The sequence below is a fragment of the Thermogemmatispora sp. genome, from assembly GCF_019683755.1.
GTDB lineage: Bacteria > Chloroflexota > Ktedonobacteria > Ktedonobacterales > Ktedonobacteraceae > Thermogemmatispora.
In genome coordinates this window covers 1-23,316 of the sequence record NZ_JADGHT010000031.1, presented here as the reverse complement: position 1 = coordinate 23,316, position 23,316 = coordinate 1, and the positions used below count along the sequence as shown (strand labels likewise).

Annotated in this window: 21 protein-coding genes and 1 CRISPR repeat array; of the genes, 4 read left to right on the top strand and 17 right to left on the bottom strand. The window is 60.9% G+C overall.

The window, feature by feature from the left end; translation table 11 throughout:
• Positions 1 to 304: 304 nt before the first annotated feature.
• Positions 305 to 1,232: a CRISPR direct-repeat array (repeat unit 37 nt; unit sequence GTTGCAGAGGGGACGATCCGCACGAGGATACTGAAAG).
• 114 nt (positions 1,233 to 1,346) lie between these two features.
• The gene (locus IRZ24_RS04215) at positions 1,347 to 1,688 is read right to left on the bottom strand and encodes a CU044_2847 family protein (protein ID WP_297160700.1); all 342 of its coding nucleotides are present in this window, start codon (positions 1,686 to 1,688) and stop codon (positions 1,347 to 1,349) included.
• Between the two features lie 184 nt (positions 1,689 to 1,872).
• Here IRZ24_RS04215 and IRZ24_RS04210 point away from each other — a divergent pair, with 184 nt between their 5' ends.
• Positions 1,873 to 4,059, top strand: a complete 2,187-nt coding sequence (locus IRZ24_RS04210; RefSeq protein WP_297160699.1) for a cation-translocating P-type ATPase — start codon at positions 1,873 to 1,875, stop codon at positions 4,057 to 4,059.
• Here IRZ24_RS04210 and IRZ24_RS04205 read toward each other — a convergent pair.
• From IRZ24_RS04205 to IRZ24_RS04140, 14 genes are all read right to left on the bottom strand, one after another.
• A complete protein-coding gene (locus IRZ24_RS04205) occupies positions 3,958 to 5,217 on the bottom strand; it encodes an amidohydrolase family protein (protein WP_297160698.1) in 1,260 nt (419 codons plus the stop codon). The genes IRZ24_RS04210 and IRZ24_RS04205 overlap by 102 nt on opposite strands.
• Entirely contained in the window at positions 5,210 to 6,157 is a 948-nt protein-coding gene (gene dpsA / locus IRZ24_RS04200) for a dipicolinate synthase subunit DpsA (RefSeq protein ID WP_297160697.1), read from the bottom strand. The genes IRZ24_RS04205 and dpsA overlap by 8 nt, the downstream gene beginning before the upstream one ends.
• 105 nt (positions 6,158 to 6,262) lie before the next feature.
• On the bottom strand, positions 6,263 to 7,357 hold the full coding sequence (locus IRZ24_RS04195; RefSeq protein ID WP_297160696.1) for an NAD/NADP octopine/nopaline dehydrogenase family protein: 1,095 nt from the start codon (positions 7,355 to 7,357) through the stop codon (positions 6,263 to 6,265).
• A 157-nt stretch (positions 7,358 to 7,514) separates the two neighbouring features.
• Positions 7,515 to 8,675: an enolase C-terminal domain-like protein gene (locus IRZ24_RS04190; protein ID WP_297160695.1), complete on the bottom strand. Its 1,161-nt coding sequence runs from the start codon at positions 8,673 to 8,675 to the stop codon at positions 7,515 to 7,517.
• Positions 8,676 to 8,691: 16 nt separating this feature from the next.
• The gene (locus tag IRZ24_RS04185; protein ID WP_297160694.1) at positions 8,692 to 9,807 is read right to left on the bottom strand and encodes a Xaa-Pro peptidase family protein; all 1,116 of its coding nucleotides are present in this window, start codon (positions 9,805 to 9,807) and stop codon (positions 8,692 to 8,694) included.
• A gap of 343 nt (positions 9,808 to 10,150) precedes the next feature.
• Positions 10,151 to 10,519, bottom strand: a complete 369-nt coding sequence (locus tag IRZ24_RS04180; RefSeq protein ID WP_297160693.1) for a VOC family protein — start codon at positions 10,517 to 10,519, stop codon at positions 10,151 to 10,153.
• Positions 10,519 to 10,779, bottom strand: a complete 261-nt coding sequence (locus IRZ24_RS04175; RefSeq protein ID WP_297160692.1) for a 2-hydroxymuconate tautomerase — start codon at positions 10,777 to 10,779, stop codon at positions 10,519 to 10,521. The genes IRZ24_RS04180 and IRZ24_RS04175 overlap by 1 nt, the downstream gene beginning before the upstream one ends.
• A complete protein-coding gene (locus IRZ24_RS04170; RefSeq protein WP_297160691.1) occupies positions 10,767 to 11,567 on the bottom strand; it encodes a FadR/GntR family transcriptional regulator in 801 nt (266 codons plus the stop codon). Before IRZ24_RS04170 ends, IRZ24_RS04175 begins: the two co-directional genes overlap by 13 nt.
• A 179-nt stretch (positions 11,568 to 11,746) precedes the next feature.
• On the bottom strand, positions 11,747 to 12,010 hold the full coding sequence (locus tag IRZ24_RS04165) for a biotin/lipoyl-containing protein (protein ID WP_297160690.1): 264 nt from the start codon (positions 12,008 to 12,010) through the stop codon (positions 11,747 to 11,749).
• A gap of 118 nt (positions 12,011 to 12,128) precedes the next feature.
• Positions 12,129 to 13,160, bottom strand: coding sequence for an alpha-ketoacid dehydrogenase subunit beta (locus IRZ24_RS04160; protein ID WP_297160689.1), 1,032 nt, complete (start codon positions 13,158 to 13,160; stop codon positions 12,129 to 12,131).
• Positions 13,157 to 14,143: a thiamine pyrophosphate-dependent dehydrogenase E1 component subunit alpha gene (locus IRZ24_RS04155; protein WP_366914230.1), complete on the bottom strand. Its 987-nt coding sequence runs from the start codon at positions 14,141 to 14,143 to the stop codon at positions 13,157 to 13,159. The genes IRZ24_RS04160 and IRZ24_RS04155 overlap by 4 nt, the downstream gene beginning before the upstream one ends.
• A 124-nt stretch (positions 14,144 to 14,267) precedes the next feature.
• Positions 14,268 to 15,050: an SDR family NAD(P)-dependent oxidoreductase gene (locus IRZ24_RS04150; RefSeq protein WP_297160687.1), complete on the bottom strand. Its 783-nt coding sequence runs from the start codon at positions 15,048 to 15,050 to the stop codon at positions 14,268 to 14,270.
• A 94-nt stretch (positions 15,051 to 15,144) separates the two neighbouring features.
• On the bottom strand, positions 15,145 to 17,838 hold the full coding sequence (locus IRZ24_RS04145) for an ATP-binding cassette domain-containing protein (RefSeq protein WP_297160686.1): 2,694 nt from the start codon (positions 17,836 to 17,838) through the stop codon (positions 15,145 to 15,147).
• Positions 17,839 to 17,848: 10 nt separating this feature from the next.
• A complete protein-coding gene (locus IRZ24_RS04140) occupies positions 17,849 to 19,033 on the bottom strand; it encodes an ABC transporter permease (protein WP_297160685.1) in 1,185 nt (394 codons plus the stop codon).
• A gap of 28 nt (positions 19,034 to 19,061) precedes the next feature.
• Between IRZ24_RS04140 and IRZ24_RS04135 the strand changes: the two genes are divergently transcribed.
• Positions 19,062 to 19,217 (top strand): hypothetical protein, encoded by a 156-nt coding sequence (locus tag IRZ24_RS04135; RefSeq protein WP_297160684.1) that lies wholly within the window; start codon positions 19,062 to 19,064, stop codon positions 19,215 to 19,217.
• A gap of 141 nt (positions 19,218 to 19,358) precedes the next feature.
• Here IRZ24_RS04135 and IRZ24_RS04130 read toward each other — a convergent pair whose 3' ends face one another.
• Both IRZ24_RS04130 and IRZ24_RS04125 read right to left on the bottom strand, forming a co-directional pair.
• A complete protein-coding gene (locus IRZ24_RS04130; protein WP_297160683.1) occupies positions 19,359 to 20,381 on the bottom strand; it encodes a BMP family protein in 1,023 nt (340 codons plus the stop codon).
• A 117-nt stretch (positions 20,382 to 20,498) separates the two neighbouring features.
• Positions 20,499 to 21,350, bottom strand: coding sequence for a TIM barrel protein (locus tag IRZ24_RS04125; RefSeq protein WP_297160682.1), 852 nt, complete (start codon positions 21,348 to 21,350; stop codon positions 20,499 to 20,501).
• Between the two features lie 414 nt (positions 21,351 to 21,764).
• Between IRZ24_RS04125 and IRZ24_RS04120 the strand changes: the two genes are divergently transcribed.
• On the top strand, positions 21,765 to 22,400 hold the full coding sequence (locus tag IRZ24_RS04120; protein WP_297160681.1) for an isochorismatase family cysteine hydrolase: 636 nt from the start codon (positions 21,765 to 21,767) through the stop codon (positions 22,398 to 22,400).
• A gap of 134 nt (positions 22,401 to 22,534) precedes the next feature.
• The coding region (locus IRZ24_RS04115) for a dihydroorotase family protein (RefSeq protein ID WP_297160680.1) at positions 22,535 to 23,316 on the top strand (782 nt) is incomplete at its 3' end.

Below are 23,316 nucleotides of genomic sequence, written 5' to 3'. Positions count from 1 at the left end.
GGTGAGGGCCGTATGAGCGATCGATTCGAAACTCTCCGGAGCCAGCAACTAAATGCGGTCAGATTCTGACCGTATTACCATGAAAGTGTGCATGTTTTACTCTTTCTATGATGAAGATAAGGCTTATGCGCTCTCGAAACTCGCCCCTTGGGGCTTGCAAAAAACGAGTTTCGAGAAATGTCGTAAGGCGATATATTTTGAGAGGGGGAGGGAGAGAAAAACGAGGCTCTCAGATGCCAAAAACGGGGCCTCAATCGTTGTAGTCTATGGAAGAAGTATCCCGGGTCCGCTTTCGTTGGGCGCGGTTGCAGAGGGGACGATCCGCTCGAGGATACTGAAAGAGAGCATATCACAAACAAGTTATTACTGTCAAGTGTGTTGCAGAGGGGACGATCCGCTCGAGGATACTGAAAGGGAATCGGCTCTGATACGGCTCCATAATAGCCTTGAGCAGTTGCAGAGGGGACGATCCGCTCGAGGATACTGAAAGGCTCGAATTGACGAGCGAAGCCGACCAGTATCAACCGGTTGCAGAGGGGACGATCCGCTCGAGGATACTGAAAGCAATATAAAGCCCGCGCTCGTCTTCCCTCAAGAGCAGGTTGCAGAGGGGACGATCCGCTCGAGGATACTGAAAGAGACGCTTGCATTCTGACCATAGCCAGTGAGCAGCTTGTTGCAGAGGGGACGATCCGCACGAGGATACTGAAAGATAATAATTCGCGGCATCAGCGAGTTTTGAAATGCATGTTGCAGAGGGGACGATCCGCACGAGGATACTGAAAGGATCTAGCTGACGCTGACCACTTCCGGCTAGTTGCGCGTTGCAGAGGGGACGATCCGCACGAGGATACTGAAAGGTTTTGACAAGCCTGCCAACCGAGCGGCATCTTCCAGTTGCAGAGGGGACGATCCGCACGAGGATACTGAAAGATTGAGCGCTTTTACACACACTTCTACATCCCATTCCGGAGTTGCAGAGGGGACGATCCGCACGAGGATACTGAAAGCACGGCGTCGTGGCATTCGACAGGAGTAACTTTGTTGTGTTGCAGAGGGGACGATCCGCACGAGGATACTGAAAGGCTCAATGAAATGCGCTCGGCAGTAGTGCGCCTTGGTTGCAGAGGGGACGAACCGCACGAGGATACTGAAAGGACCGCAAGATCAGAGCGGATACCCTGATAGCGATTGCGTTGCAGAGGGGACGAACCGCACGAGGATACTGAAAGTCAATTCTGAAGCACAGCTCCCAGAGCAGCCTCCGCTCAAGCGCACAGCTTGTCTCTCCATCTGTCAATGGCCGCAGGAGCGGTGCGGCAGCTCCCACGGCCCGCAAAGTGTCGCTAGCGCACTGGGCGATCTTTGCCGTACCAGTGTAGCGTAACATCGAAATTGGCCTCACCGCTGGCAGTGGCCAGAATAGCGCCCAGCGAAGCACTGAGCTTGATCCCAAAGGCGATCTCAACCTCATCGGGCTTGAGATCCAGATGATGTAATCTCTCTGCCACTGCCTTGATGGCCGGTAGGACCTTCTGCAGCGCCTTCTCCAGCGTTTCCGACGCCTGCTCCGGCCTCGTCAGACGGCGGGAGACCGGGACCCGCTCGCCCTCTGCCGGCTCCGGCTCCTCAACCTCAATCACCACCTGCCCACCATCCTCCAGGGGAAAGGCAACCAGCTTCTTCATAGACTTTTCTCTCTCCTCATGCTTCTCTTTTTCTGATACAAACGAAGTTGTCAGGGGCAAACAGCATACAATTTCGACGGGAAAAGCACAGCTTACGACAAGCCTTGCATTCCTTGCCCAGGCTGTGCTTCTATAGAAAAGACGGACAAGAGCAGCACTCTCAAAGGGCGGAAGGAGGCAGGAGATGGAGCCAGCAGGAACACGCCAGCTCGAACTCATGGTGACAGGGATGGATTGTCCCGAGTGCGCCGGACACGTGCGCCAGGCTCTGGAAGCGCTGCCGGGCGTACACGAAGTGACCGTCCTACTGAGCGCCGAAAAGGCCCTCCTGACGGTTGATCCCACGCGCGTTGACCTGCCAGCGCTTTGCCAGGCCGTCGAACGGGCCGGCTACCAGGCCAGGCCCCCGCTTCTTCAGCAGAAGACAGCGACAAACCTCGCCGAACAGTCCCAGCGGCGTCTGACGCGCACCCTCTTCACCCTCTATGGCCTCCTCTTCGGGGCCGTACTCTTGCTGATCATCGTTGGCGAGTGGCTGGGCCTGCTCGATCGCCTCACCGATCGCCTGCCTTGGCCGATTGGGGTCGGCCTGACCCTGCTCGCCGGGGCCCCCATCTTCTGGGACGTGCTGCAAGCGGCCCGGCGCGGACGCATCATCTCACATACCCTGATGTCGCTCGGCGTCCTGGCGGCCCTCTTCATCGGCCAATGGCCCACGGCTGCCGTCGTGGTCTTCTTCATGCACGTCGGCAAATACAGCGAGCGCCTGACCAGCGAGCGCTCGCGCCAGGCCCTCAAACGCCTGGCCGCTCTGGCGCCCCAGCAGGCGCGCGTCATCCGAGAGGAAGAAGAGCGAGTCATCCCAGTTGAAGAAGTAGCCCCTGGCGACATCGTCGTCGTGCGGCCAGGTGAGGCTATCCCCGTCGACGGCGAGGTCCTTACTGGCCGAGCCACGATCGACCAGGCAGCTATCACAGGTGAGGCCCTTCCGCTGGAAGCAGCGCCCGGCAGTCAGGTCTTTGCTGCCAGCCTTGTACAAGCCGGGAGCCTGCGCATCCGCGCCACACGCACAGGCCGCGACAGCACCTTTGCCCGCATTGTGGAACTGGTCGAAGGGGCCGAAGCGCAACGCGCTCCCATCCAGCGCCTGGCCGATCGCTTCTCAGCCTGGTTTCTGCCGGTTGTCCTGGCCGTTGCCCTGCTGGCCCTGCTGCTAAGGCGCGATCCACTGGCCGCGGCGGCAGTGCTCGTAGTAGCCTGCTCCTGCTCACTGGCCCTGGCGACACCAATCGCCATGCTAGCCTCGATTGCCGCCGCCGCCTCGCACGGCCTGCTGATCAAAGGCGGCGCCTATCTGGAACTGCTAGCGCGGGCCGACGTCCTGCTCATCGACAAGACTGGTACGGTCACCACCGGCAAACCCACCATCTGCGAAATCGTACCGCTGGCAGGGATGACACGCCAGCAAGTGCTACAGCTCGCAGCCAGCGCAGAGCGCTACTCGGAGCATCCACTAGCCGAAGCACTGCGGCAGGCAGCGCGGAGTGAAGGCCTAATCTTGAGCGATCCCGCCACCTTCGAGGTGCTGCCTGGACTGGGCGTACGGGCCACGATCAATGGTCAAAGCGTGACCATCGGCAATGCTGATCTGCTTCCTCCTGAGCAACAACCACCGCCGGTAGCCCGGGAGCTGGCCGCCGCAGGCCGCACCCTCCTCTTTGTCATCTGTCAAGAGCAACTGATCGGCCTCCTGGCCGCCAGCGATAAGCCGCGCCCCGAGGTCAGCGAGGCTCTCACCCAGTTACAGGCCCTTGGCATCAAGCGCATTGAACTGCTCACCGGTGATCATGAGCAGGCGGCTGCCAATCTGGCGGAGCCGCTTGGCATCGGCTATCGCGCCCGGCTGCTACCCGAAGACAAGCTACAAATCGTCAGGGCCTACCAGGCCCAGGGCCATACGGTCATCATGGTAGGCGATGGCCTCAACGACGCCCCGGCCCTGGCACAAGCTGACATCGGCATCGCCTTGGGCGTAATAGGCACAGATGTGGCACTCGAAGCGGCCCATGTAGCGCTACTGCGAGAAGACTGGAGGCTTCTGCCAGCGCTGGTACAGATCGCGCGGCGCACCATGCGTGTAGTGCGGCTCAACCTGGCCTTCACCCTGCTCTACAACCTGCTTGGGCTGAGCCTGGCCGCCTGGGGCCTGCTCCCGCCCATCATCGCCGCAGCGGCGCAGTCCCTGCCCGACCTGGGCATTCTGGCCAACTCAACGCGCCTCCTGCACCAGCGCATCAAACCCGGTTCCGAGAGCCGACCAGACGATGCGCCCGCGCTTGATCACATAGAGACGGGCGGGCAGATCCGATAGAATATCCTCGCGACGCTGGCAGTCAAGCACCACCAGATCGGCAGGCTCTCCCACACCTAGCCCGGCCTGCCGACCCAGTGCTGTAGCCGCCTGCGTCGTAATGCTCTCCAGCAGCCAGCGCTGTTCCTCGGGGCTGCCCATTTGCGCGACATAGCCAAGCAGTTGCGCCATCTGAAGCAGATCGGGGCTGCCAAAGGGGTTAAACATATCCTTGATGTTATCCGAGCCACAGAAGACCGTCACCCCCGCCGCCAGCAGCTCCTTGACGCGCGTGATCCCGCGGCGAATCGGCTGGCGATCACGACGACCCTGCAGGTAAAGATTCGTCGCCGGCAAAGTCGCTACCGCGATGCGCGCCCGCGCCACCAGCTCAATCGTACGCGCTGCGGTGGCATCGTCAACCGCTGCCAACGAGCAACAATGACCGGCCACCACCCGACCCTCGTAGCCCTCCTGCAGCGTGCGCTCCGCCAGATAGGGCAGCACAAAATCGGCAGGCGACTCCGACTCATCGATGTGCAGATCCAGAGGACAACCATAGCGCCGGGCCAGGCGAAAGACCTCGTCGATCAACCCACGCTGATCCTCCTCGACTAGCGGCGTGCCTCCGATCGCATCGGCCCCTTCCTCCAGAGCTGCCGCCAGCAGCTCGCGCCCGCGTCGTCCCTGCTCTCCCAGCAAGCGATTGGGCAGGGCTACAATCTCAATATCCAGCAACGGGCGCAGCCGCTCGCGCACCCGCAGCAGAGCATGGAGGCCGCGCAGCTCGATCTGCGGATCGACATTGACGTGAGTGCGCAGCATCGTCGTCCCGCAGCGCAGTGCCCACAGTGCCGTGGCCGTCGCCCGCTCCACAATATCCTCCTCGCTGACCTTCGACGACAACGTCAGATTGCAGCGAATGGCCTCGGCCAGTGTCCCCGAGCGATTGAGAACACGATCGCGAGTCAGGGCCTTATCAAGGTGAATGTGACCCTCGACCAGGCCCGGCAGCACCAGACGCCCACCCAGATCGAGACTGGGAATGTCCATCTCGGCGACCGTCAGGCTGGGAGCCAGAGCCGCGATCAGACCGGAGCGAATCAAAATATCCACCGGGTCAGGCCCGGCGACCTGCTCCAGCGCCAGGCGCGCCTGACGCAGCAGTAAATCAGCCATGCCTCTCACCTCGTCGCAGGCTGGGCAGAGCCGCCAGTATCAGCCTGCGCAGCCCCTGCCACTGACTGCGACCAGCAGTTCGCGGGGCCCGGCTACCAAGGCCACGCCCCAGCATTGCCTTAATGCCCAGCTCGCGCGCCGCCTCAAAATCAGTGCCACCCGGGGCCGAAGCGATATCCAGCACAAAAACATCGCGTCGCATCTGCTCCAACACCGCGCGCGTCAGCACCAGGGCCGGCACCGTATTGAAGACCATATCACAGTCAGCCACCGCTGTCGCCAGCTCCTCCAGCGGCAGAGGACGCGCCCCCAACTCCCAGGCCCGCGCCCGCTGCACCGGATTACGCGCCGCCACACGCACATGAGCCCCCATATTCAGCAACAGCCGCGTCAACGTAAAGCCGATACGCCCGAAGCCAACCACCAGCGCCTGGGCATCGTGGATGGAGACCTCCGTGTTGGCGATGGTCAGACCGATGGCCCCCTCGGCAATCGTCGGCGCCCGCAGGATCATCAGCTCATCATCATTGCCATACTCCTGAATGCGCACCCCGCGCCCTTGTGCCAGCGCATTCAACTGCGGTGTACTGGTGCCAATCAATAAAAGCGCCCCCATCTTCGCCTCAGCCAGGGCTGTCGCGTCCAAAAAGAGCGGTTCCGGCCACTGAGGCGCGTAGAGGCTCCCATCGGGGGCGATCACCGGCACCGGAGCGATAATCACATCGCTGCCGGCAATGGCCTCCGCCAGTGTCCGGCACTGAGGCTGGCCCATGATCTCGGCTGCCGCTGGTGGACAGCCGCAGGCCCGCAGGCTAGCCCCCTCAGCCAACAACCCTTTCAGCACTTCCAGCTCACGCCCATCGCCCCCGATCACTGCAACCTGCAGCCCCCTCAGCGCCGGCTCTCCCTCATGTCGCTCATCGCTCATTGTTACACCCATCGTCAGATGCTCCCTCGCGGACAATCCCCTCTTCAACATCGGCATTCTGCTCGAACCGGCCACTCCTGGCGCTGACTTCCAGCCTGCCGCCTCGCACCGCTCATCTCAGCGCAGCAAAGCCAGCGCAGTTTCACGCACAGGTGGCAGGCCTAAGCAAGCCAGTGTCCAACCCTCGGCCCGGTAATCACGCCGGTTCATAGAAGAGGCCAAGGTCACCAGCGCGTCCATAACCGGCGTCGCCACTCCCAACGCCCGCCCCAACTCACTCATCGGAACCAGGCCAAAGGGAATATCCTCGTGAAGGTAGCGGCTATCTAAGCTCGCTGGTGCCTTAATAAACTGATTGGGCACGCTTTCGCGCAGCATACGCCAAAACGAGCCACTGGCCCCCGCCTCCGGCGAGGTCGAACCAAGGTCAGCAAAAAGCTGAGGGAAAGGCTCCAGCCTGAGACCCCAGGCCGCCGCCACAGCCAGACGCTCGCGGTCCAGGTCAGCCATCACCTGAGCCACCGCTGGCGTCGCGGCATCGTAGTAGTAGCGAAAATCACCGCCACTGTGCTCGATCCAGGCTGCACTCAATACCATGCCTGGCGGGTGCAGCACCGCATTGACATTGCTCAGAGCTGTCACTAGCACATGCTCCACAGGCCGCAGCGATGGATAGAGACGGCTCAACAGTGGCCAGAGCCTCTCGGCTGCCGAAGCCGGCAGCGTAGCAAGGCGCACATGCTGCACCAGGGAAGAAATGTAGATCTGGCCCTCGCCCTGCTTGCGGCAGATGTAGGTCAGCGTATTGGTCTCGCCGATAGGCGGTGGAACAGCGCAGCCAGCTTTGCTCAGCAGCCGGCGAAAGACCAGGCTGCCGCCTGTATTGCCAGGATTGAGCAGCACAGGTGGCCCACCAGCCTTAGCCAGCAAGGGAGCGAGGGCCCGCGCCAGCTCAGCGAAAGCTATAGCTGGCACGCAAAGCATCACCAGATCGGCCCCCGCCACCGCCTCAGCGAGATCGTTGGTCAGGCAGGCCACCGGAGCCAGACCCTCACCGGCAACACCACTGTAGGCGATGCCACCACGCTCGCGTACCAGGCGCAACGTCTCCGCTGAGCGACTGTACAAATGGACCCGCTCACCGAGAAGAGTGAGATGAGCGGCGGCGGCAAAGCCCCCATTACCCCCGCCGAGCACTGCAATAGTTGCCATCCTCAACGCGCTCCTTTCAGACTGATCACCTCGCTGCCTTATCTCCAAGCTCGGCTGAGCCGCCGCCTCCTGGCAGCCTCGCACTAGCCGGCTCGGCCTGGCACAATCCACGTCCACGGCTCAGGTCGAACCGGCAGAACAGCAAGGTCAGAGCGGCTCAGAGCGCCACAGCGTATTTCGCCAACTTTCGTTCATCGACTTGCACCCCTAAGCCAGGCCTCTGAGGAACCAGGAGCGTCCCATGCTCATAGACCAACGGCTCACTGATAATATCGTCGAGATAGTAGACACCGGCGATCTGTCCCTCCAGCGCCTCTGCTGGACGACTGACCGGGCAGACGCTGGCCAGCTCAGCGATGCGAGTCGCTGCTCCCAGATGAAGATTCGCCGCATTGCCCACCCCCATCTCAATCGAGCCACCGATATCGCAGCGCAGACCAGCGGCCTCAGCCACCGTCGCCACCTCACGCGCACGGAAGAGACCGCCCGGCTTGGTCACATAGAGCGAGATCAGCTCAGCGGCCTGCAAGGCATGGATGCGCAGAATATCCTGCGGCGTCCAGGCGCTCTCATCGGCCATCACCGGCACCGCGACCTGACGCGCAATGAGAGCGAGCGCCTCTATGTCTGCTACCGGCTGCTCAGTGAAAGCCAGATCAAACGGCTGCATAGCCCGCGTCACACGGACCGCCTCGCTCACCGAGCGATAGCCCTCGTTGGCATCGACACGAATCTGCACCTCCGGCCCCAGGGCCTCACGCAACAGACGCACCAACTCGATATCGCGCGCCGGATCAAGGCCCGTCTTAGCCTTAATAGTGCGCACCCCCTCGGCGACGGCGCGCTCGGCCTCAGCCACCGCCTGGCGATTATCCATGATGCCCAGGCTGTGCGCAATCGGCAGGCGATCGCGGTAAGCCCCGCCGAGCAACTGATAGACCGGTACTCCCAGGGCCTGCCCTGCCAGATCATAGAGCGCCATATCGACGGCTGCCTTGGCATAAGGATGCCCCTTCACGACCCGATCCATTGCCGCATGTAACGGTCCAATCGCCAGCGGCGAGTGACCGACAACGACCGGAAAGAGATAGTCGGCGATGATGTGATGCACTGTGCGCGGCGTCTCGCCGAAGTAGGTCATATGGGCACCGCCCCAGGTAGCGATCGCCGGCGCCTCCCCCCAGCCGACCAGACCTTCATCGGTCTCCAGACGCAACAAGAGATGACTACCGATCGGCGTCTCCATCTTGCTCGCCCAGTTATGGACCCGGCGCGGCGGCAAGGTCACCAAATAGCAGCGATAACCAGTAATCTTCACCGATCTGCTCGTCCTTTCAAGCGGGGATCACGAAAAGCTGCGAAGCATCATACTGGTCCGTAATCAGCTCGTAGCCCTCCTCGGTCACGATCAGCTCATCCTCGTACTGCACCCCCCAGCGGTCGGGATACCAGCAGAGCGGCTCGATACAGAGCACCATACCCGGCTGCAGCGTGATATCGGTGTAAGGGCCAAGATACGGCTCCTCATGGAGAGTCAGGCCCAGACCATGTCCCAGAAACTTGATCGGGGGCAGTCCCCAGCGCTCCATCTGGGCGGCATAGCGCTGATAGAGCGCGCGCGTACTCTGGCCGGGACGAATCCCATCGAGAGCAACCTTACGAGCCTCTACCATATGCGACCAAGTCCGCAGTTGCTCCTCACTGGCCTTCCCAACAACGGCGGTCCGCGCCACATCGGAGTAGTAAAGCTGCCCGGTGCCAATGACATCGATGCGCACCAGGTCACCATAGCGCAGAGGACGACGCGTCGGGGCGGCATTGGCCAGGCCGCTGCGTTCACCAGCCCCCACGACCAGCATCGTCAAGCGATCTCCCCCGTTGGCCAAGTAGGCATCGGTAATCAACTGGCCAAGCTCCATCTCAGTCATACCGGCGCGGGCCTGCTCAAAGGCCTGGCGAGCCGCACGCTCCGCTGCCTTACCCACGGCGCGCAACTTGGCCAGCTCGCCCGGCGTCTTAATCATGCGCAGCTCGCTTAGCAGCGTGTCACAGGCCACAAATGTCGCCCGTGGCAGGGCTTGACGCAACGTTGTATAACTCTGCTGGGAAAGGGCGGTGAGTTCGAGGCCGAGGCGTCCCTCTGTCAGGCCGGCGGCGCGCAAGCGCTCGGCGAGCAGGCGCGTAGGGTCCTCGGTAAATTCGTTGTAGGCAATAACCGAGCTGATTGAGGCCGTAGCTCGGACAAAACTCTCCTCGATGTCAACCACAATAATTTCGGGTTCACCCTGCAGCGGTACCAGGCAGTAGACCAGACGATGACGTACGATGGTCTGCGACGGTACCACAACGTCAGCAGTATAGGCGATGTTCTCAGGTGAGGCGATGACCAGTGCGTCTAACCCGCGCTCCTGCATGGCCACGCGCTGCCTGGCAATAATCTCGCTGGACATAGAGCTGTTCCTCTACTAAGACTGCACCGCACCTCGCCCTGGTCCCCACGCTGGGGCAACACTGCCCCACAGGATAGGCGACGTGCGTAGTGTATGCTGCTGTTTGCCTGTCTAGTGTCCTGAGCTGCTCAGACTCCTGCTGCTCAGTGAAAGATCCTCACTCAGGCCGGAACCAACCGTAGCATAGGTAGACCACCAAGCGTTCTGGCCTGATCAGAGAGCCGATTGTCTGCCCATCAGACTGCCCAATCGTCTAATCGACCTTATGAAATGGAGCCTACAGGCAAGAACAACTAAGGCCGGGCTACGTTATGCGCATGCCACCTGATCGACTGCCAGCGGTCTAATCGTGGCACTCGATCCGCACGCCATCCGGGTCCAAAAAGTAGAGCGATGTCCCGTAAGCCGTAGGCTTGGGACCATCGACGATTGTCACGCCAGCGGCGCGCAAGTCGTGCTCGAGTTGGACGATATTCTCAACGCAGAAAGCCACATGCTCCAAACTCTGGCCCACCTCCTGGTGGAGACGCTTCCCCTCCTCGGTCAGCTCAGTCAGGCCCAGGCCCTCGTACATCACTATGAGCGGGCGTCCATCGCGAAAGGTCGTGCGCTCGCGCACGTGGAAACCGAGTACCTCGACATAGAAGCGCTCGGCACGCGCCAGATCGCGAGTCTGCAATAGGAGATGGGAAACGCCGCGGATCGTCGCCATTAACTTCCTCCTTTCTCCTCAAGAGAGTTTGCCTCTCCTGAGCCGGCGGGATGGCTGACGGAGCTTGCCTCGGCCTCGCGCTCGCTGCCCAGACGCCCGGCCAGGGCCCAGTTTTCAGGCGCCACCTCGTGGAGAATAACATGCAGATGATCAGGCCGGGCGCCCGCATGCTCGATCATGGCCTCTGTCACTGCCTTCACTAAAGCCCGCTTCTGCTCAGGCGTGCGCCCCGGATACATCTCAATAATCACGACTGGCATGGCTCTCGCCCTCCTGTGGCCGAAACCGGCTCGGGGGCCGCTGGCTGCGGGCGAGCCGGCACTTGCCGCCGCGGCGACTCGACATCCTTCAGCACGCTTTCAAAGTGCTCGTGGAGCGCAGCTTGCGCCGCCAATGGATCACGCTCCTCGATAGCGCGAATGATGCACTCGTGATCGTGTAGCGAGCGCTGGAGACGGTCGGGCAAGCTAAAGACAGCCAGCCGATCGTTATCGAGCACCGCATTGAGCGATAGGAGTAGTTGAATCAGGATCGGGTTCTCGCTTGCCTTGACGATCGCGCTGTGAAACTCCCTATCGAGGGCCGACACCTCATCCATCTGACCACGCTCGCCGGCACTGCGCATCTTCTCGAGAATTTTGCGCAAGCGCATGGCCAGCGCCGGACGAGCACGCTGGGCAGCCAGGGCGGCGGCCTTGCTTTCCAACGCCTCGCGCACCTGGAGCAGGTGGATCAAATCCTGACGATGGGCGATGTACCAGGCGCTCCACATGGCGGAAACACTCTGCTGAGGAACTTCCGCGGTCACGTAACTGCCACTGCCGTGGCGCACTTCTATGAGGCCGATCGCTTCCAGGGTGCTAATGGCCTCTCGCACCATCGTGCGACTGACCCCTAGTAGCTCCGCTAGCTTGCGCTCACTCGGCAAGCGGTCACCTGGAGCAAAGTGACCACTCTCGATCAGTTGCCGTAACTGCTCGGCTGCGCTGCTGCGCGCAGTGGACAAATGAAGTGGCCTGATAGCCGCTTCCGCTTCAGTTTTGCTCATCTCTGGGATTCCTCTATCTGTGTAGTCTCATGTTCGGTTATACTCCTTAGCGGATATATCTTAATATGTCTTCCCGCAAAACGTACAGACTTCCGCTGCTCATCGCCATGAGGCGCTAGACGGCGAACCGCAGAGGGGCCAGGCAGGCTATGACCGCGGCTCACCGGCGTCGCTCGTCCTCAGCGAAGCTGAGCGGCTTCCTCCGGGCTACTCGCCAGGACCAGCAACGGAGTGCCCACCGGGACCGTCTCCCCATCGGCCACCAGGACGCGGGCCACCACGCCGCTAAATGGCGACGTTAGCTCAACAGAGGTCTTCTCTGTTTCCACAACCGCCAACACATCTCCTTGCTGCACCGTATCGCCCTCACCTACCATCCACTCGACAATCGTTCCTTCCTCCATCGTTAGCCCCCACTTTGGCATCGCAATCGTTTCTGCCATTGGGCTGCTCCTTTCTTCTTCTTCCTCGCCCATCCTCTGCGACATTCCCAGCGCGCTGCCCTATCACTATCGCACTATCCGCACCCGCACTCTCGGCTCAGGCGTCGCGGCTCCTCTGTCAGCAGCCACCTGATGTGCTGCCTAGCGCGCTGCGCATCACCTCGCGCACCCCGGCAGCAATGCGAGCCTCATCGGGAATGACAAACTGCTCCAGCTCTGGGGCGTAAGGCATGGGCGTATTCATGCCACAGACGCGCTTAATCGGCGCTTTCAACAGAGAGAAAAATTCTTCAGCGGCAATAGCGGCAAGCTCCGCGCCGAAGCCATTGCGCCGCGGTGCCTCGTGAACAATGACCAGGCGCCCAGTCTTCTCTAGCGAGCGACGCAACCCCTCGCGATCGAAAGGCACCAGGGTTCGCGGGTCCCATACCTCGACTGAAATACCCTCGCGAGCCAGCTCCTCAGCCACCTTGAGGGCCCGCGGCACCATATACAGGTAGGCTACCAGAGTCACATCGTGCCCCTCGCGCATAACGCGCCCCTCGCCCAAGGGAATAAGATACTCCTCCGCTGGCACCGCGCCGCGGCTATTGTAGAGGAGCTTATGCTCGAAAAAGAGCACAGGGTCAGGGTCGCGAATAGCGCTCTTCAGCAGGCCCTTGGCATCGGCGGGAGTTGAGGCGGTCACCACCTTCAGCCCGGGTGTGGCCGTAAACCAGGCCTCCAGGCTCTGAGAATGCTGGGCGGCGGTCGCGCCCGCCGTGCCCGTCACCATGCGAATCACCAGCGGGGCGCTGGTGCGTCCACCGGTCATGTAGCGAAACTTGGCCGCCTGGTTCACAATCTGATCCATCGCCAGCGTCGCGAAATCGCTGAACATGATTTCCGCCACCGTGGGCACGCCCAGGAGCGCCGCCCCCAGCGCCGTACCGATAACGGCCTCTTCGGAAATCGGCGTATCCAGCACGCGCTCCGCTCCGAAGCGCTGGAGCAGCCCCTGAGTCACGCCGAAGACACCGCCAGGCTCGCCGATGTCCTCGCCGAGGAGCAGCAGCGAGGGATCGCGCTCCATCTCTTCTGCCAGTGCCTCACGGATCGCCTGCGCGTAGGTCAGTCGCCGTTCCTGCTCAGCCTTGGAAGTCGCTCTCATAGTAAGGCCCTCCCTCCGTGGCTTTCGACAAAGACATCCTCAAGCGCCTCCTCGGGCGCCGGGTGCGGTGAGGCTTTCGCAAAAGCGATTGCCTCTTCTAGCTCCTGCTCAACTGCCTGATCAAGGGCCTTCAGCTCATCCTCAGAGCAGAGCTTGCCGCTCAGCAACAAGCGGCGATAGTTTTTGATCGGGTCGGCCTCCAGCCAGAAGGCCACCTCCTCGGCGGGACGATACTGGCCCATGTCTCCCTCGTAGTGACCGCGTTGGCGATAGGTCTTACACTCCACCAGGGTTGGCCCGCGTCCCTTGCGCGCATCCTCGGCGGCCTTGCTGACCACGCGATAGACATCGAGCACATCATTCCCATCAGCGATCAGCCCGGGAACAGCGTAGGAGCTGGCCCGTGTGGCGATATCGCGAATAGTCTGGTGCTTATGCTGCGGCGTGAACTCGCCATAGAGGTTATTCTCACAGATGAAGATCACCGGTAGACGCCAGAGTGCGGCCAGATTGAGCGACTCGTGGAAAGCCCCTTGGTTGGAAGCGCCATCGCCGAAGAAAGTGACCGCTACTCCATCGGCGCGTCGCGCCCTCGGATCGTCGGGATGACGGCTGCCGAGCTGACGCGCCTGCTTGAGAGCCAGGCCCGCGCCGACAGCGATCGGGATTCCGCCGCCGACAATACCGTTAGCGCCGATGATCCCTAGCTCGATATTGGCGATATGCAGCGAGCCACCTTTCGCACGGTTATAGCCGTCGCGGCGAGCAAAGAGTTCGGCATACATGTAGCGAGGATCGCCCCCACGAGCCAGAATATGGCCGTGACCACGGTGCGTGCTGGTAATGTAGTCGTGGGAACCAAGGGCCGCGCAGGCTCCCACAGCCACCGCCTCCTGACCGATGTACGGATGCAAGAAGCCGGGGATATAGCCCAGACTGCGCAACTCCGCCGCCCTCTCCTCGAAGCGGCGAATCAGTACCATCTTGCGGTAAAGCTCTTTCAGAAAAGCAGGCGAGTAGCCAGCCAACGATTGCACGCTCTCTGCTCCTTCCTTTCCCTTGCCTGGGCTTGATAGACCGATGCGGACCAGACAACTCAGGCCGTCATCAAGCCATATAGAGGCCGCCGTCGACATGGATCGCCTGACCAGTGATGTAGCTTCCGTCAGGTCCACACAGAAAGGCCACCACGCCGGCGATATCTTCCGGTCTACCTAGCCGCCCGAGCGGGATATCGCGTGGACGCTCGCTCAAGAACTGGCCAGGTTGCTTGCCTTCGCGCAGCGCCACCGCGCGATCAACCTCTTCCAGCATAGCGGTCATAATATTGCCCGGACAGAGAGCATTGACGCAGATGTTGTAGCGCGCCAACTCTGCCGCCAACGAACGCGTCAGACCCAGCACCCCGGTCTTTGAGGCGCAGTAAGCATAGTCGCGGCCAAAGGCCACCTTGCTCATCATCGAGGCCTGATTGACAATGCGTCCCCAGCGTTGGGCAATCATATCGGGCACGACGGCGCGCGCGCAGAGCAACTGACCGGTCAGGTTGATAGCCAGACTCAGATACCAATCCTCTAAGGGCGATTCCAGTAAAGGCGTATCGCGAAAGATGCCGGCGTTATTGATCAAGATCGTAATTGGACCCAGCCGTGCACGGGCCTGCTGAACTCCCGCATTGACACTCTCCTCACGGCTAACATCCAGTTGCAACGGCAGCGCCTCGCCGCCTCCAGCCCGGATCTCCTCAGCCACAGCGGCACTGCTCTGCTCATCGATATCTGCCACCGCCACCCGTGCCCCCTCCCGCGCCAGACGCAAGGCGATGGCGCGACCCATCCCGCGCCCAGCGCCAGTCACCAAAGCCGTATGTCCTTCCAGCATCAACGTCATCGTTTTCTCCCTTTGCTAGTACATCCCGCAACACGCGTCGTCTGAGAGCTAGTGTCTACCTTGCTAGCGGCCTGGCCGCTGCTTATTGTCTCGACTAGGTCACCGGCCAATCGCCGCTGACCAGCCACTGTGGCTGCGGCTGCGGCGGCTGCGCCTGCTCTGGACGAGTACCCGCCATCAGTAGGCCCAGATGCGTCAGATCGACCGCCTCGGCGGGCAGGGTCTCCAAAATCCGTCCCTCGTAAATCACACTGATGCGATCGCTCAGGGCCAGGATTTCATCGAGATCGGAGGAGATCAAAAGCACCGCGCAGCCGCGATCGCGCGCCTCGACAATCCGCCGATGGACATAGGCAATAGCCCCTACATCCAGACCGCGCGTTGGTTGCATGGCAATCAGTAAGCGCGGCTCACGGCCCAGGGCGCGGGCCAGGACCGCCTTCTGTTGATTGCCACCCGATAAATGCCGCATCGGCGTCAGCGGACTTGGCGCCCGTACATCGAAGGTGACCATCAGTTGCTGCGCGCGAGCCACGACCGCACCGAAACGACGCCAGCCATAGCGCGCGTAGGGCGGATGATCAAAGACATCCAAGACCATATTCTCGGCCACGCTCAGCTCCAGAATCAGACCTTGCCGCTGACGATCCTCGGGAATATGCGCCAGAGCCAGATCAAGGCGCGCCGCCGTATCAAGGGCCGTAATATCCCGACCTTCGAACAGGATGCGGCCCGCCTCGACGCGGCGCAAACCCATCAGAACCTCCAACAGCTCACTCTGCCCATTGCCATCCACCCCGGCCAGACCGTGAATCTCGCCGGCCCGTAGCTCCAACGAGATACCACGCAGGGCCTCCCGCCCATTGCCTCCACGCGCCTGCACCTGCTCCAGGCGCAAACGTACCTCACCCATCCTGGCCGCCTCCTCCTTCACTACCGTCAGTGCAACGGCCCGCCCCACCATCAAGCGAGCTAGCTCGGGCAAAGTTGCCTGCCGCGTCTCCAAAGTACGTACCACGCGCCCCAGACGCATCACCGTCACGCGGTCGCTGATCGCCATCACCTCTTTGAGCTTGTGACTGATAAAGATGATGGTCACACCCTCGGCTCGCAGCCGGCGTAACAAAGCAAACAGCTCCTCGCTCTCCTGGGGTGTCAGCACTGCCGTTGGCTCATCGAGGATCAACAGGCGTGCCCCGCGATAGAGCGCCTTCATGATCTCGACCTTCTGCTGCTGCCCAAGCGTCAGATGCTGGACACGCTCGTAAGGCGAAACCTCCAGTCCCAGGCTGCGCGAGAGCTGGGCAATGCGCCGCTCAGCTTGTCGCAGATCAAGCAGTGGCGACCGCTCCGGCTTCGTCCCCAGAACAATGTTTTCCAGGATCGAGAGAGCAGGAATAAGCATAAAATGCTGATGTACCATGCCGATACCGAGCTGCATGGCCTCACGAGGCGTCCTGATCTGGACGCGCCTCCCCTCAACCAGGATATGGCCCTCATCAGGACGGTAGAGGCCGTAGACAATATTCATCAGTGTCGTCTTGCCGGCCCCATTCTCGCCCAGCAAAGCATGAATCTCACCCGCACGAATAGCGAGCGTCACATGATCGTTGGCGACCACCCCCGGAAAGCGCTTCACAATCCGGCGCAGCTCCAATATGGCTCCTGTCATAGCCGGCGTTGCCTGCTCCACATCTTCCTCGCGCGAGGAAGCTCCCTTGAGCAGTGAGCGCGCCCCCTCGTTACTGTAGGGTTGCCCGCTCGCTGCCGGACCACGCGCATTGCGCATCAATAGCATCAGCGCCAGGAGTGTGATCACATAAGGCAGCGTCTCCAAAAGCTGATAAGGGACATTCACGCCATAGGCCTGCAGACGGATCTGCAAAGCATCACCGAAGCCAAAGAGCAAGACCCCCAACAGGATACCCAACGGATGCCAACGTCCGAAAACGATCGCCGCAAAAGCCACATAGCCACGTCCGGCGGACATATTTTCCTGAAAGGCATTCACGCCACTGGCGCTCACCAGCGCCGCCCCACCGGCCCCAGCCAAAGCTCCACAGACCAGCAAGGCCAGATAGCGCACACGCTGCACATCGATGCCGACGGTCGTCGCTGCCAATGGCTTCTCACCAACCGCACGCAAGGCCAGGCCCCAGGTCGTGCGATAAAGCACAAACCAGGTCAGCGGCACCAGGGCTAGAGCGATATAGACCAGAGCATTCAACTGAAAAAAAGCTGGACCAATGTAAGGCAGCGAGCTGAGCAGCGGAAAAGAAAGCGCCCCGAAACCGGGAGCCGAAGGAAACTGCGAAACGTTGCCGAAGCGCAGGCGAAAAACGTAGGCTGTGGCCGCCAGCGCAAAGAGATTAAGACCGACCGCGCTTACAATCTGATCGACCCGCAGCGTGACCGAGAACCAGGCGTGCACCAGAGCAATCAGCATGCCTACAACGATCGCCGCTAGCAGACCGACCCAGGGACTATGACCGGCCAGCGCCCCCATATAGGCCGCCAACGCCCCACAAAGCATGATAGCCTCCAGGGCCAGATTCAGCACGCCCGCCAGTTCGTTGAACAGTCCACCCAGAGCAGCCAGCAACAGAGGCGTCATGGCCACTAGCGAGGCCACCACGAAATCAGGCGAAGTGAGGAGCGCAATCAGGCCGCCGCCACCCTGACCAGCAGTGGCTCGGCGACTCGTCACCAGATTGAGCACCATTAGACAGGCCAACAGCAAGATGGCCAGGCTCATCCAGAGCCACCGTCGCGACTGTCGCTTGCGCATACGCACTCCCTCACTCTGCAACAGAGGTATCAGGCTCCAAACCACTCGGTGGCTGCCTCTCCGAGCCAGCAGTCATGAGCGATGATCTCTCAGCACCCACCGCCTTGCTCTCGTCCTGGCGCCGGCGCACCACATCGAGAATCAGCGGAGACGACACAGCCAAGACAGCCAGAATCGCTAGCGTCCGCACAATATCCGCCAACTGTGATGGTAGCTGGGCGATGGCCTCCATAGCCGAAGCGCCGTTCGCCAAAGCCCCGAAGAAGAGGGCCGCTAACCCTACGCCGCCAGGGTTCAAACCACCAAGCAGCGCGACCGCGATAGCATCGTAGCCCGTATTCGGAGCGAAGCCAGTGATCAACTGGTAGCGATAGCCCAGGATCTCGATCGCCCCGGCCAAGCCGGCCAGCGCCCCGCTAATGAAGAAGGAGAGCAGGTAGACGCGATCAACATGTACTCCGGCATGGCGAGCCGCTTCGCGGCTCAAGCCCACCAGACGAAGGCGATATCCCCAGGTCGTGTAGCGCAGCAGCACAAAAATCAGCAGCAGCGCCAATAGTGCCAACAGAAAACCGGCGTTCAAGTCGCTGCCCCGCACCAGAATGGGAAAGGTAGCATCCGCTTGGACAGGGAACGAGGTCGGAGCCGCTGTAAAGCCCGGGGCATGGATCGGTCCCGCGATCATATAGTCGATAAAATAGATCGCAATATAGTTGAGCAGGATGCTCGTGATGACCTCATTGATGCCAAAGCGCACCTTCAACACAGCCGCTGGCGCGGCCCACAAGCCCCCAGCCAGAAAGCCAGCCAGTGTAGCCAGCGCCAGATGAAGACCACCAGGCAAACCAGCGAACTTCCCCCCAACCACCACCGCCGCCAGCGCTCCCAGATACTCCTGCCCGACGCCGCCGATATTGAAGGCCCCAGCCCGGAAAGCTACCGCGATGCCCAGCCCAATCAGCAGCAAAGGCGTCGCCTCATTGAGCGTCTCGGCGAACTGGGGTAAGGTCCCAAAAGCGCCCTGAAAGAGGCCCGAATAGGCATCAAGCGGACTAAAGCCGCTGATAAGCATCACCACGGCCCCAAGTAGCAAGGCCAGCCCAATCGCCACCACTGGCAGCGCCAGCGAGAGCAACGAGCGTCTCAACCGCCCAAAACCAAAGCGAGTGCCTGTCACAACACGCAGCATAGCCATAGCGAACTGCTCCCAAGGAGCGAGGGCAATGAGCAAGAAAGCACGCTGGCACCTGCGAGCAGCGCAGCGCTTGCCTCCCCCATCCCCTCGCTCCACTGCTCACACTGGAGGAGCGTCGAAAGACGAAGCAGGAAAGGAACAACGCCTTCCTTCCCCCGGCTCCCTCTCCTTCAGCCTGGCCTGATCCCCTGCCCTGACCTGTCCCTGCCTCCTCATCATACAGCCCTGGATGAATCGGCACCTGCGAGCGCCAGAGACCGGGCCGACCAAAGGAGAAGACGGAACCGCCTTAAGAGCCAACAAGACATCTCAGCCAGCCTCGCCCCTAGGAGGACGCGGGCAGGCCGATATCCAGCTTACCAGCAAGGTATTGCTGGACAGCAGCCTCCACACGGGTACGCACATCCTGAGGTACCCAGTCCCCCCACTTCCCCAGGTGCTGTACCTGCTCCTTAAATCCAAATTGGTAGGTCGTATTGCCCTTAAGCTGGCCTTCCTTAAAGAGCTTAGCGATCTGCAGATAGAGACCGGGCACCTCCTGCACACCACTCGTCACAATCGTGTTAGGAGCCAGCGAATAAGCATCCGTGGACCAGCCGGCGATCACCTTCACACCCTTCTGCTGAGCCAGCTTAATGGCTGGCCCATCGAAAGCGTTGCCCATGATCGTGATCACATCCACGCCCCGATCAAGCTGAGCCTGCGTCACCTGCTGGCCTTTGACCACGTCATCGTAGGAGCCGACAAAGGCTACACTCACGCTGGCCTGCGGATTAACTGCCGCCACACCTTTCTTAAAAGTGTCAATATCAGCAGTCACCTGAGGTGCATCGACTGCGGCCACGATGCCAATCTTGTTATTCTTCGTCACCAGCCCGGCGGCCATGCCGGTAAAATAGCCCAACTCGCCATAGCGGAATTCTGTTCCGCTCAGATTTGCCAGCGACCCTTTGCCATTAATAATTACAAAATGCGCGTTGGGGAACTCAGGCGCCACAGCCTTCACCGAATCAGCGTACTCGAAGCCGTGGGCAAAGATCAGGCTATACCCCTGGCGCGCATACTGGCGCAGAACGTTGGCCTGTTCCGCCTGCGAAACATTCTCCGAGTAGGCGAAGGACCAGCCCAGCTGCTCCTTAATGAGCTGCACCCCTTTGAGGGCATCCTCGTTCCAGCTATGGTCATTGACCGGGCCACTGGTGACCATTGCGACCCGAATCGGCTGCGAACCGCCAGAGGTGCCCGAGGAAGACCCCTGGTTGCCACAGGCGCTGAGCAGAAGCATGGGGAGAAGAAATAGCGGGATTCCAAAGAGCCGAAGCCGGGGAAGCCGAAAACTTTTCAGCATAGCCAGCCAACCTTTCGCTCCATGAGCTGGAGCCAGCGACTTCTGACAGGACGAACCGAACGGAACGGAATGCACGGACCGCCAACGGCGGGTGAGAGCGCTCGAGAACCGTGCCGGCTAACGCCGCTCAGCGTCAGGGTCAGGAACAGGGAAGGGGAAAATAGCACGAATGGCCGCCAAAACCTCCGCAGTTGAGCTGTTGCCCGGCACACACTCGAAACCAACCTGACCATCATAGCCAAGAGCGAGCATCTCGCGATAGATCCGGGCGATGTTGATCTCTCCCGTACCCGGAGCGCCGCGCTCGGGGACATCGGCGATGTGGATCGCACCAGCCAGATCAATAGTCGCTCGCAGGTTATTGATCAGGTTCCCCTCGTTAATCTGCTGATGGAAGAGATCGAAGACGAGCCTGAGCCGGGGTGAATTGAGACGGCGAACCAGGCGAGCCGCATCCAGTACACTGCGCAACAAGTAGCCGTGAACGTGCAGCTTGCTGAGCGGTTCAATCAGGAGCGTCACCTCTAGCCCAGAGCTGTCCACAAGCTCGACCAGGCGCCAAAGCCCTTCCTCTAGCGCCTGCCAGCGCTCTGCTTCGCTCATGGGGTGGGCCGGAGGCACTACTTGCCCCCCTGGCCCAACCTCGTCGCTCTGGACAAAAAGGGCCCGAATGCCACAGCGCGCCGCCATCTCCAGCGATTCACGGAACTGGTCGAGCACGCGGGGATGATCTGCAACATTGCTCAGGGAGCCACGTCGCGAGCCGAAGACCGAGTTGATAAAGATGCCGTGGTCAGCAGCGACACGCGCTAGATGGTCGATGTCCTTATCAACCCAGTCCCAGAAATCTACCCCGGCGAAACCGGCTCGCGCCGCCTCTTGAATGCGCTGCTCAACCGGCAACTCATGCCAGAGAAACTGGTACTGCGGCGCATCCGCGATCGCCTCAATCATGGCTATGTACTGCATAGAGCCATCCTCTCACTGACGTCCCTTACTTGGGCGTCCCTTGTTTGCACCGGGCCTTCCACACTTGTGGTATAGTGATTATACCACTTCTGGCAGCGATCAACCCTGTCCTCTTCCCTGGGGACAGGGGGTGGGCGCTCTCTGCTCCGCTACCAATGTGGTATAATCACTATACCACTTTTTGCCAGGACCGTCAAGCCTCTCTCGGCTTGAGAGCCGGCAAGGAGCGGAGCAAGATGGATCAACGAGCAACGGTGACAACCTGGTCAGCGGCCACGTGAGCCAGCCGGCGCGCATGGCCAACTGTAGCTGAAGGGTCAAGCTGGTTGGGGGTGGCCTAGCGGTCGGCTTGAGGAGCGCACTGCTGGTCAGCGAGCGTAGCACAGCCATGCAGCACGAAAGAGAGGGAGCGGGATGAACTTTCAGATTAATCCGCGCGAGACGGCTCTACTCGTCATTGACGTCCAGAACGCCTTCTGTCATCCCCAGGGGACACTTGGCTTAAGTGGCGTCGACACCAGGCCGCTGGCGGCCATCATTCCTCACATTCGCCGTCTGGTAGAAGCCTGCAAGGCCTGCGACATCCCCGATATCTGGACCGTCCAGCATCACTTTGTTGAAGATCACACGCGGGAACTTCATCGCATCACTCCCCACACTCAGAAGCGGGCCCGCATTGCCTGTCAGCCTGGCACCTGGGACGCTGAGATCGTTGCCGAACTGCAGCCGCTGATTGACGGACGCAGTCACCTCATCGAAAAACACAAGTTCAGCGCCTTCTATGGCACGCGGCTAGAGGTACTGCTGCGTATCCTTGGGCGGCGCCTCCTTCTCATTACTGGCACCACGACCAACGCCTGTATCGACACCACCGTACGCGAGGCCTACATGCGCGACTATGACGTTGTCGTTGTGCGTGAGTGCGTCGGTGGCATCGACCCGGCCTGGCACGAGATGGCCCTTGCTGTCTGGGAACGCTATATCGGTGCTATCGTCTCACTTGAGGAACTCCTGCCTGTCCTCCAGTCGTGGGCCTCTCAAGGTCAATGAAATACATGTTGCCTGATTAGGAGACTAGGCCTGACCGGCGTCCTCCTGGCGCTGGCACGAAGACGGCTCACGCACGACCGAGCGCTTGATGCAAGTCACTGGAAGCAAGTCACACGAGAGGAGAGAAAAGCATCATGGCAAAAGCGGACCTCGTCATCAAGAACTGCCACATTGTCACTCCCACAACCACTTTTAATGGCTGGCTTGCTGTACGCGACGGCAAGATCAGCGCCCTTGGAGACGACGACAGCCCGCCAGCGGCCCAGGAGGTCATTGACGGGGGCGGTCACTATTTACTGCCTGGACGAGTCGAACCTCACATTCACCTTGGCGTGCACTATCCCTTTGACCAGGATGTCGAGCAGACCAGCGCTGCGGCGATTGCTGGGGGCACCACTGTCATGATGCCCCACAACCGTGCCAAAGCCTCCTATCTAGAGGTCTACCCGCACTGGGAGCGCAGCATTGCCGAGCACTCCTACTGCGACGTGGTCATTCACCTGCAGATTCAGAACCGGCAGCATATCGACGAAATCCCTCTCTATCACGAGCGTTTTGGTGTCCTCTGTTACAAGCTCCATCTCGACTATCGCGTGCGGGCAGTGGCCGAGCTAGACATTGAGCCACTGGACGATGGCGATGCCTATCTGACCATGAAGCAATGTGCGCCCTTTAATGGGCTGGTAGCGTTACACTGCGAAGACGTCGAAATTGTGCGCTATACCCTGCCGGCCATCCAGGCTACGGGACGCAAAGATCTGCAAGCCTGGAGCGACGGGCGGCCTGCCTTCTGCGAAGTGGCCGACATTCACACGATGGCCTACCTCAGCGAACTGACGGGCTGCCGTATCGTCGTTCTGCATCTCAGCACTGCCGACGGTGTCGACGCTGCTACCCGCTGGACCAAGGTTCCGCC

Excerpts from the sequence above, each read along its gene's own strand:
- IRZ24_RS04215 (WP_297160700.1), bottom strand. The coding sequence starts at position 1,688 with ATGAAGAAGCTGGTTGCCTTTCCCCTGGAGGATGGTGGGCAGGTGGTG.
- IRZ24_RS04210 (WP_297160699.1), top strand. The coding sequence starts at position 1,873 with ATGGAGCCAGCAGGAACACGCCAGCTCGAACTCATGGTGACAGGGATG.
- IRZ24_RS04205 (WP_297160698.1), bottom strand. The coding sequence starts at position 5,217 with ATGGCTGATTTACTGCTGCGTCAGGCGCGCCTGGCGCTGGAGCAGGTC.
- dpsA (WP_297160697.1), bottom strand. The coding sequence starts at position 6,157 with ATGGGTGTAACAATGAGCGATGAGCGACATGAGGGAGAGCCGGCGCTG.
- IRZ24_RS04195 (WP_297160696.1), bottom strand. The coding sequence starts at position 7,357 with ATGGCAACTATTGCAGTGCTCGGCGGGGGTAATGGGGGCTTTGCCGCC.
- IRZ24_RS04185 (WP_297160694.1), bottom strand. The coding sequence starts at position 9,807 with ATGTCCAGCGAGATTATTGCCAGGCAGCGCGTGGCCATGCAGGAGCGC.
- IRZ24_RS04180 (WP_297160693.1), bottom strand. The coding sequence starts at position 10,519 with ATGGCGACGATCCGCGGCGTTTCCCATCTCCTATTGCAGACTCGCGAT.
- IRZ24_RS04175 (WP_297160692.1), bottom strand. The coding sequence starts at position 10,779 with ATGCCAGTCGTGATTATTGAGATGTATCCGGGGCGCACGCCTGAGCAG.
- IRZ24_RS04170 (WP_297160691.1), bottom strand. The coding sequence starts at position 11,567 with ATGAGCAAAACTGAAGCGGAAGCGGCTATCAGGCCACTTCATTTGTCC.
- IRZ24_RS04165 (WP_297160690.1), bottom strand. The coding sequence starts at position 12,010 with ATGGCAGAAACGATTGCGATGCCAAAGTGGGGGCTAACGATGGAGGAA.
- IRZ24_RS04160 (WP_297160689.1), bottom strand. The coding sequence starts at position 13,160 with ATGAGAGCGACTTCCAAGGCTGAGCAGGAACGGCGACTGACCTACGCG.
- IRZ24_RS04155 (WP_366914230.1), bottom strand. The coding sequence starts at position 14,143 with ATGGTACTGATTCGCCGCTTCGAGGAGAGGGCGGCGGAGTTGCGCAGT.
- IRZ24_RS04150 (WP_297160687.1), bottom strand. The coding sequence starts at position 15,050 with ATGACGTTGATGCTGGAAGGACATACGGCTTTGGTGACTGGCGCTGGG.
- IRZ24_RS04145 (WP_297160686.1), bottom strand. The coding sequence starts at position 17,838 with ATGCGCAAGCGACAGTCGCGACGGTGGCTCTGGATGAGCCTGGCCATC.
- IRZ24_RS04140 (WP_297160685.1), bottom strand. The coding sequence starts at position 19,033 with ATGGCTATGCTGCGTGTTGTGACAGGCACTCGCTTTGGTTTTGGGCGG.
- IRZ24_RS04135 (WP_297160684.1), top strand. The coding sequence starts at position 19,062 with ATGAGCAAGAAAGCACGCTGGCACCTGCGAGCAGCGCAGCGCTTGCCT.
- IRZ24_RS04130 (WP_297160683.1), bottom strand. The coding sequence starts at position 20,381 with ATGCTGAAAAGTTTTCGGCTTCCCCGGCTTCGGCTCTTTGGAATCCCG.
- IRZ24_RS04125 (WP_297160682.1), bottom strand. The coding sequence starts at position 21,350 with ATGCAGTACATAGCCATGATTGAGGCGATCGCGGATGCGCCGCAGTAC.
- IRZ24_RS04120 (WP_297160681.1), top strand. The coding sequence starts at position 21,765 with ATGAACTTTCAGATTAATCCGCGCGAGACGGCTCTACTCGTCATTGAC.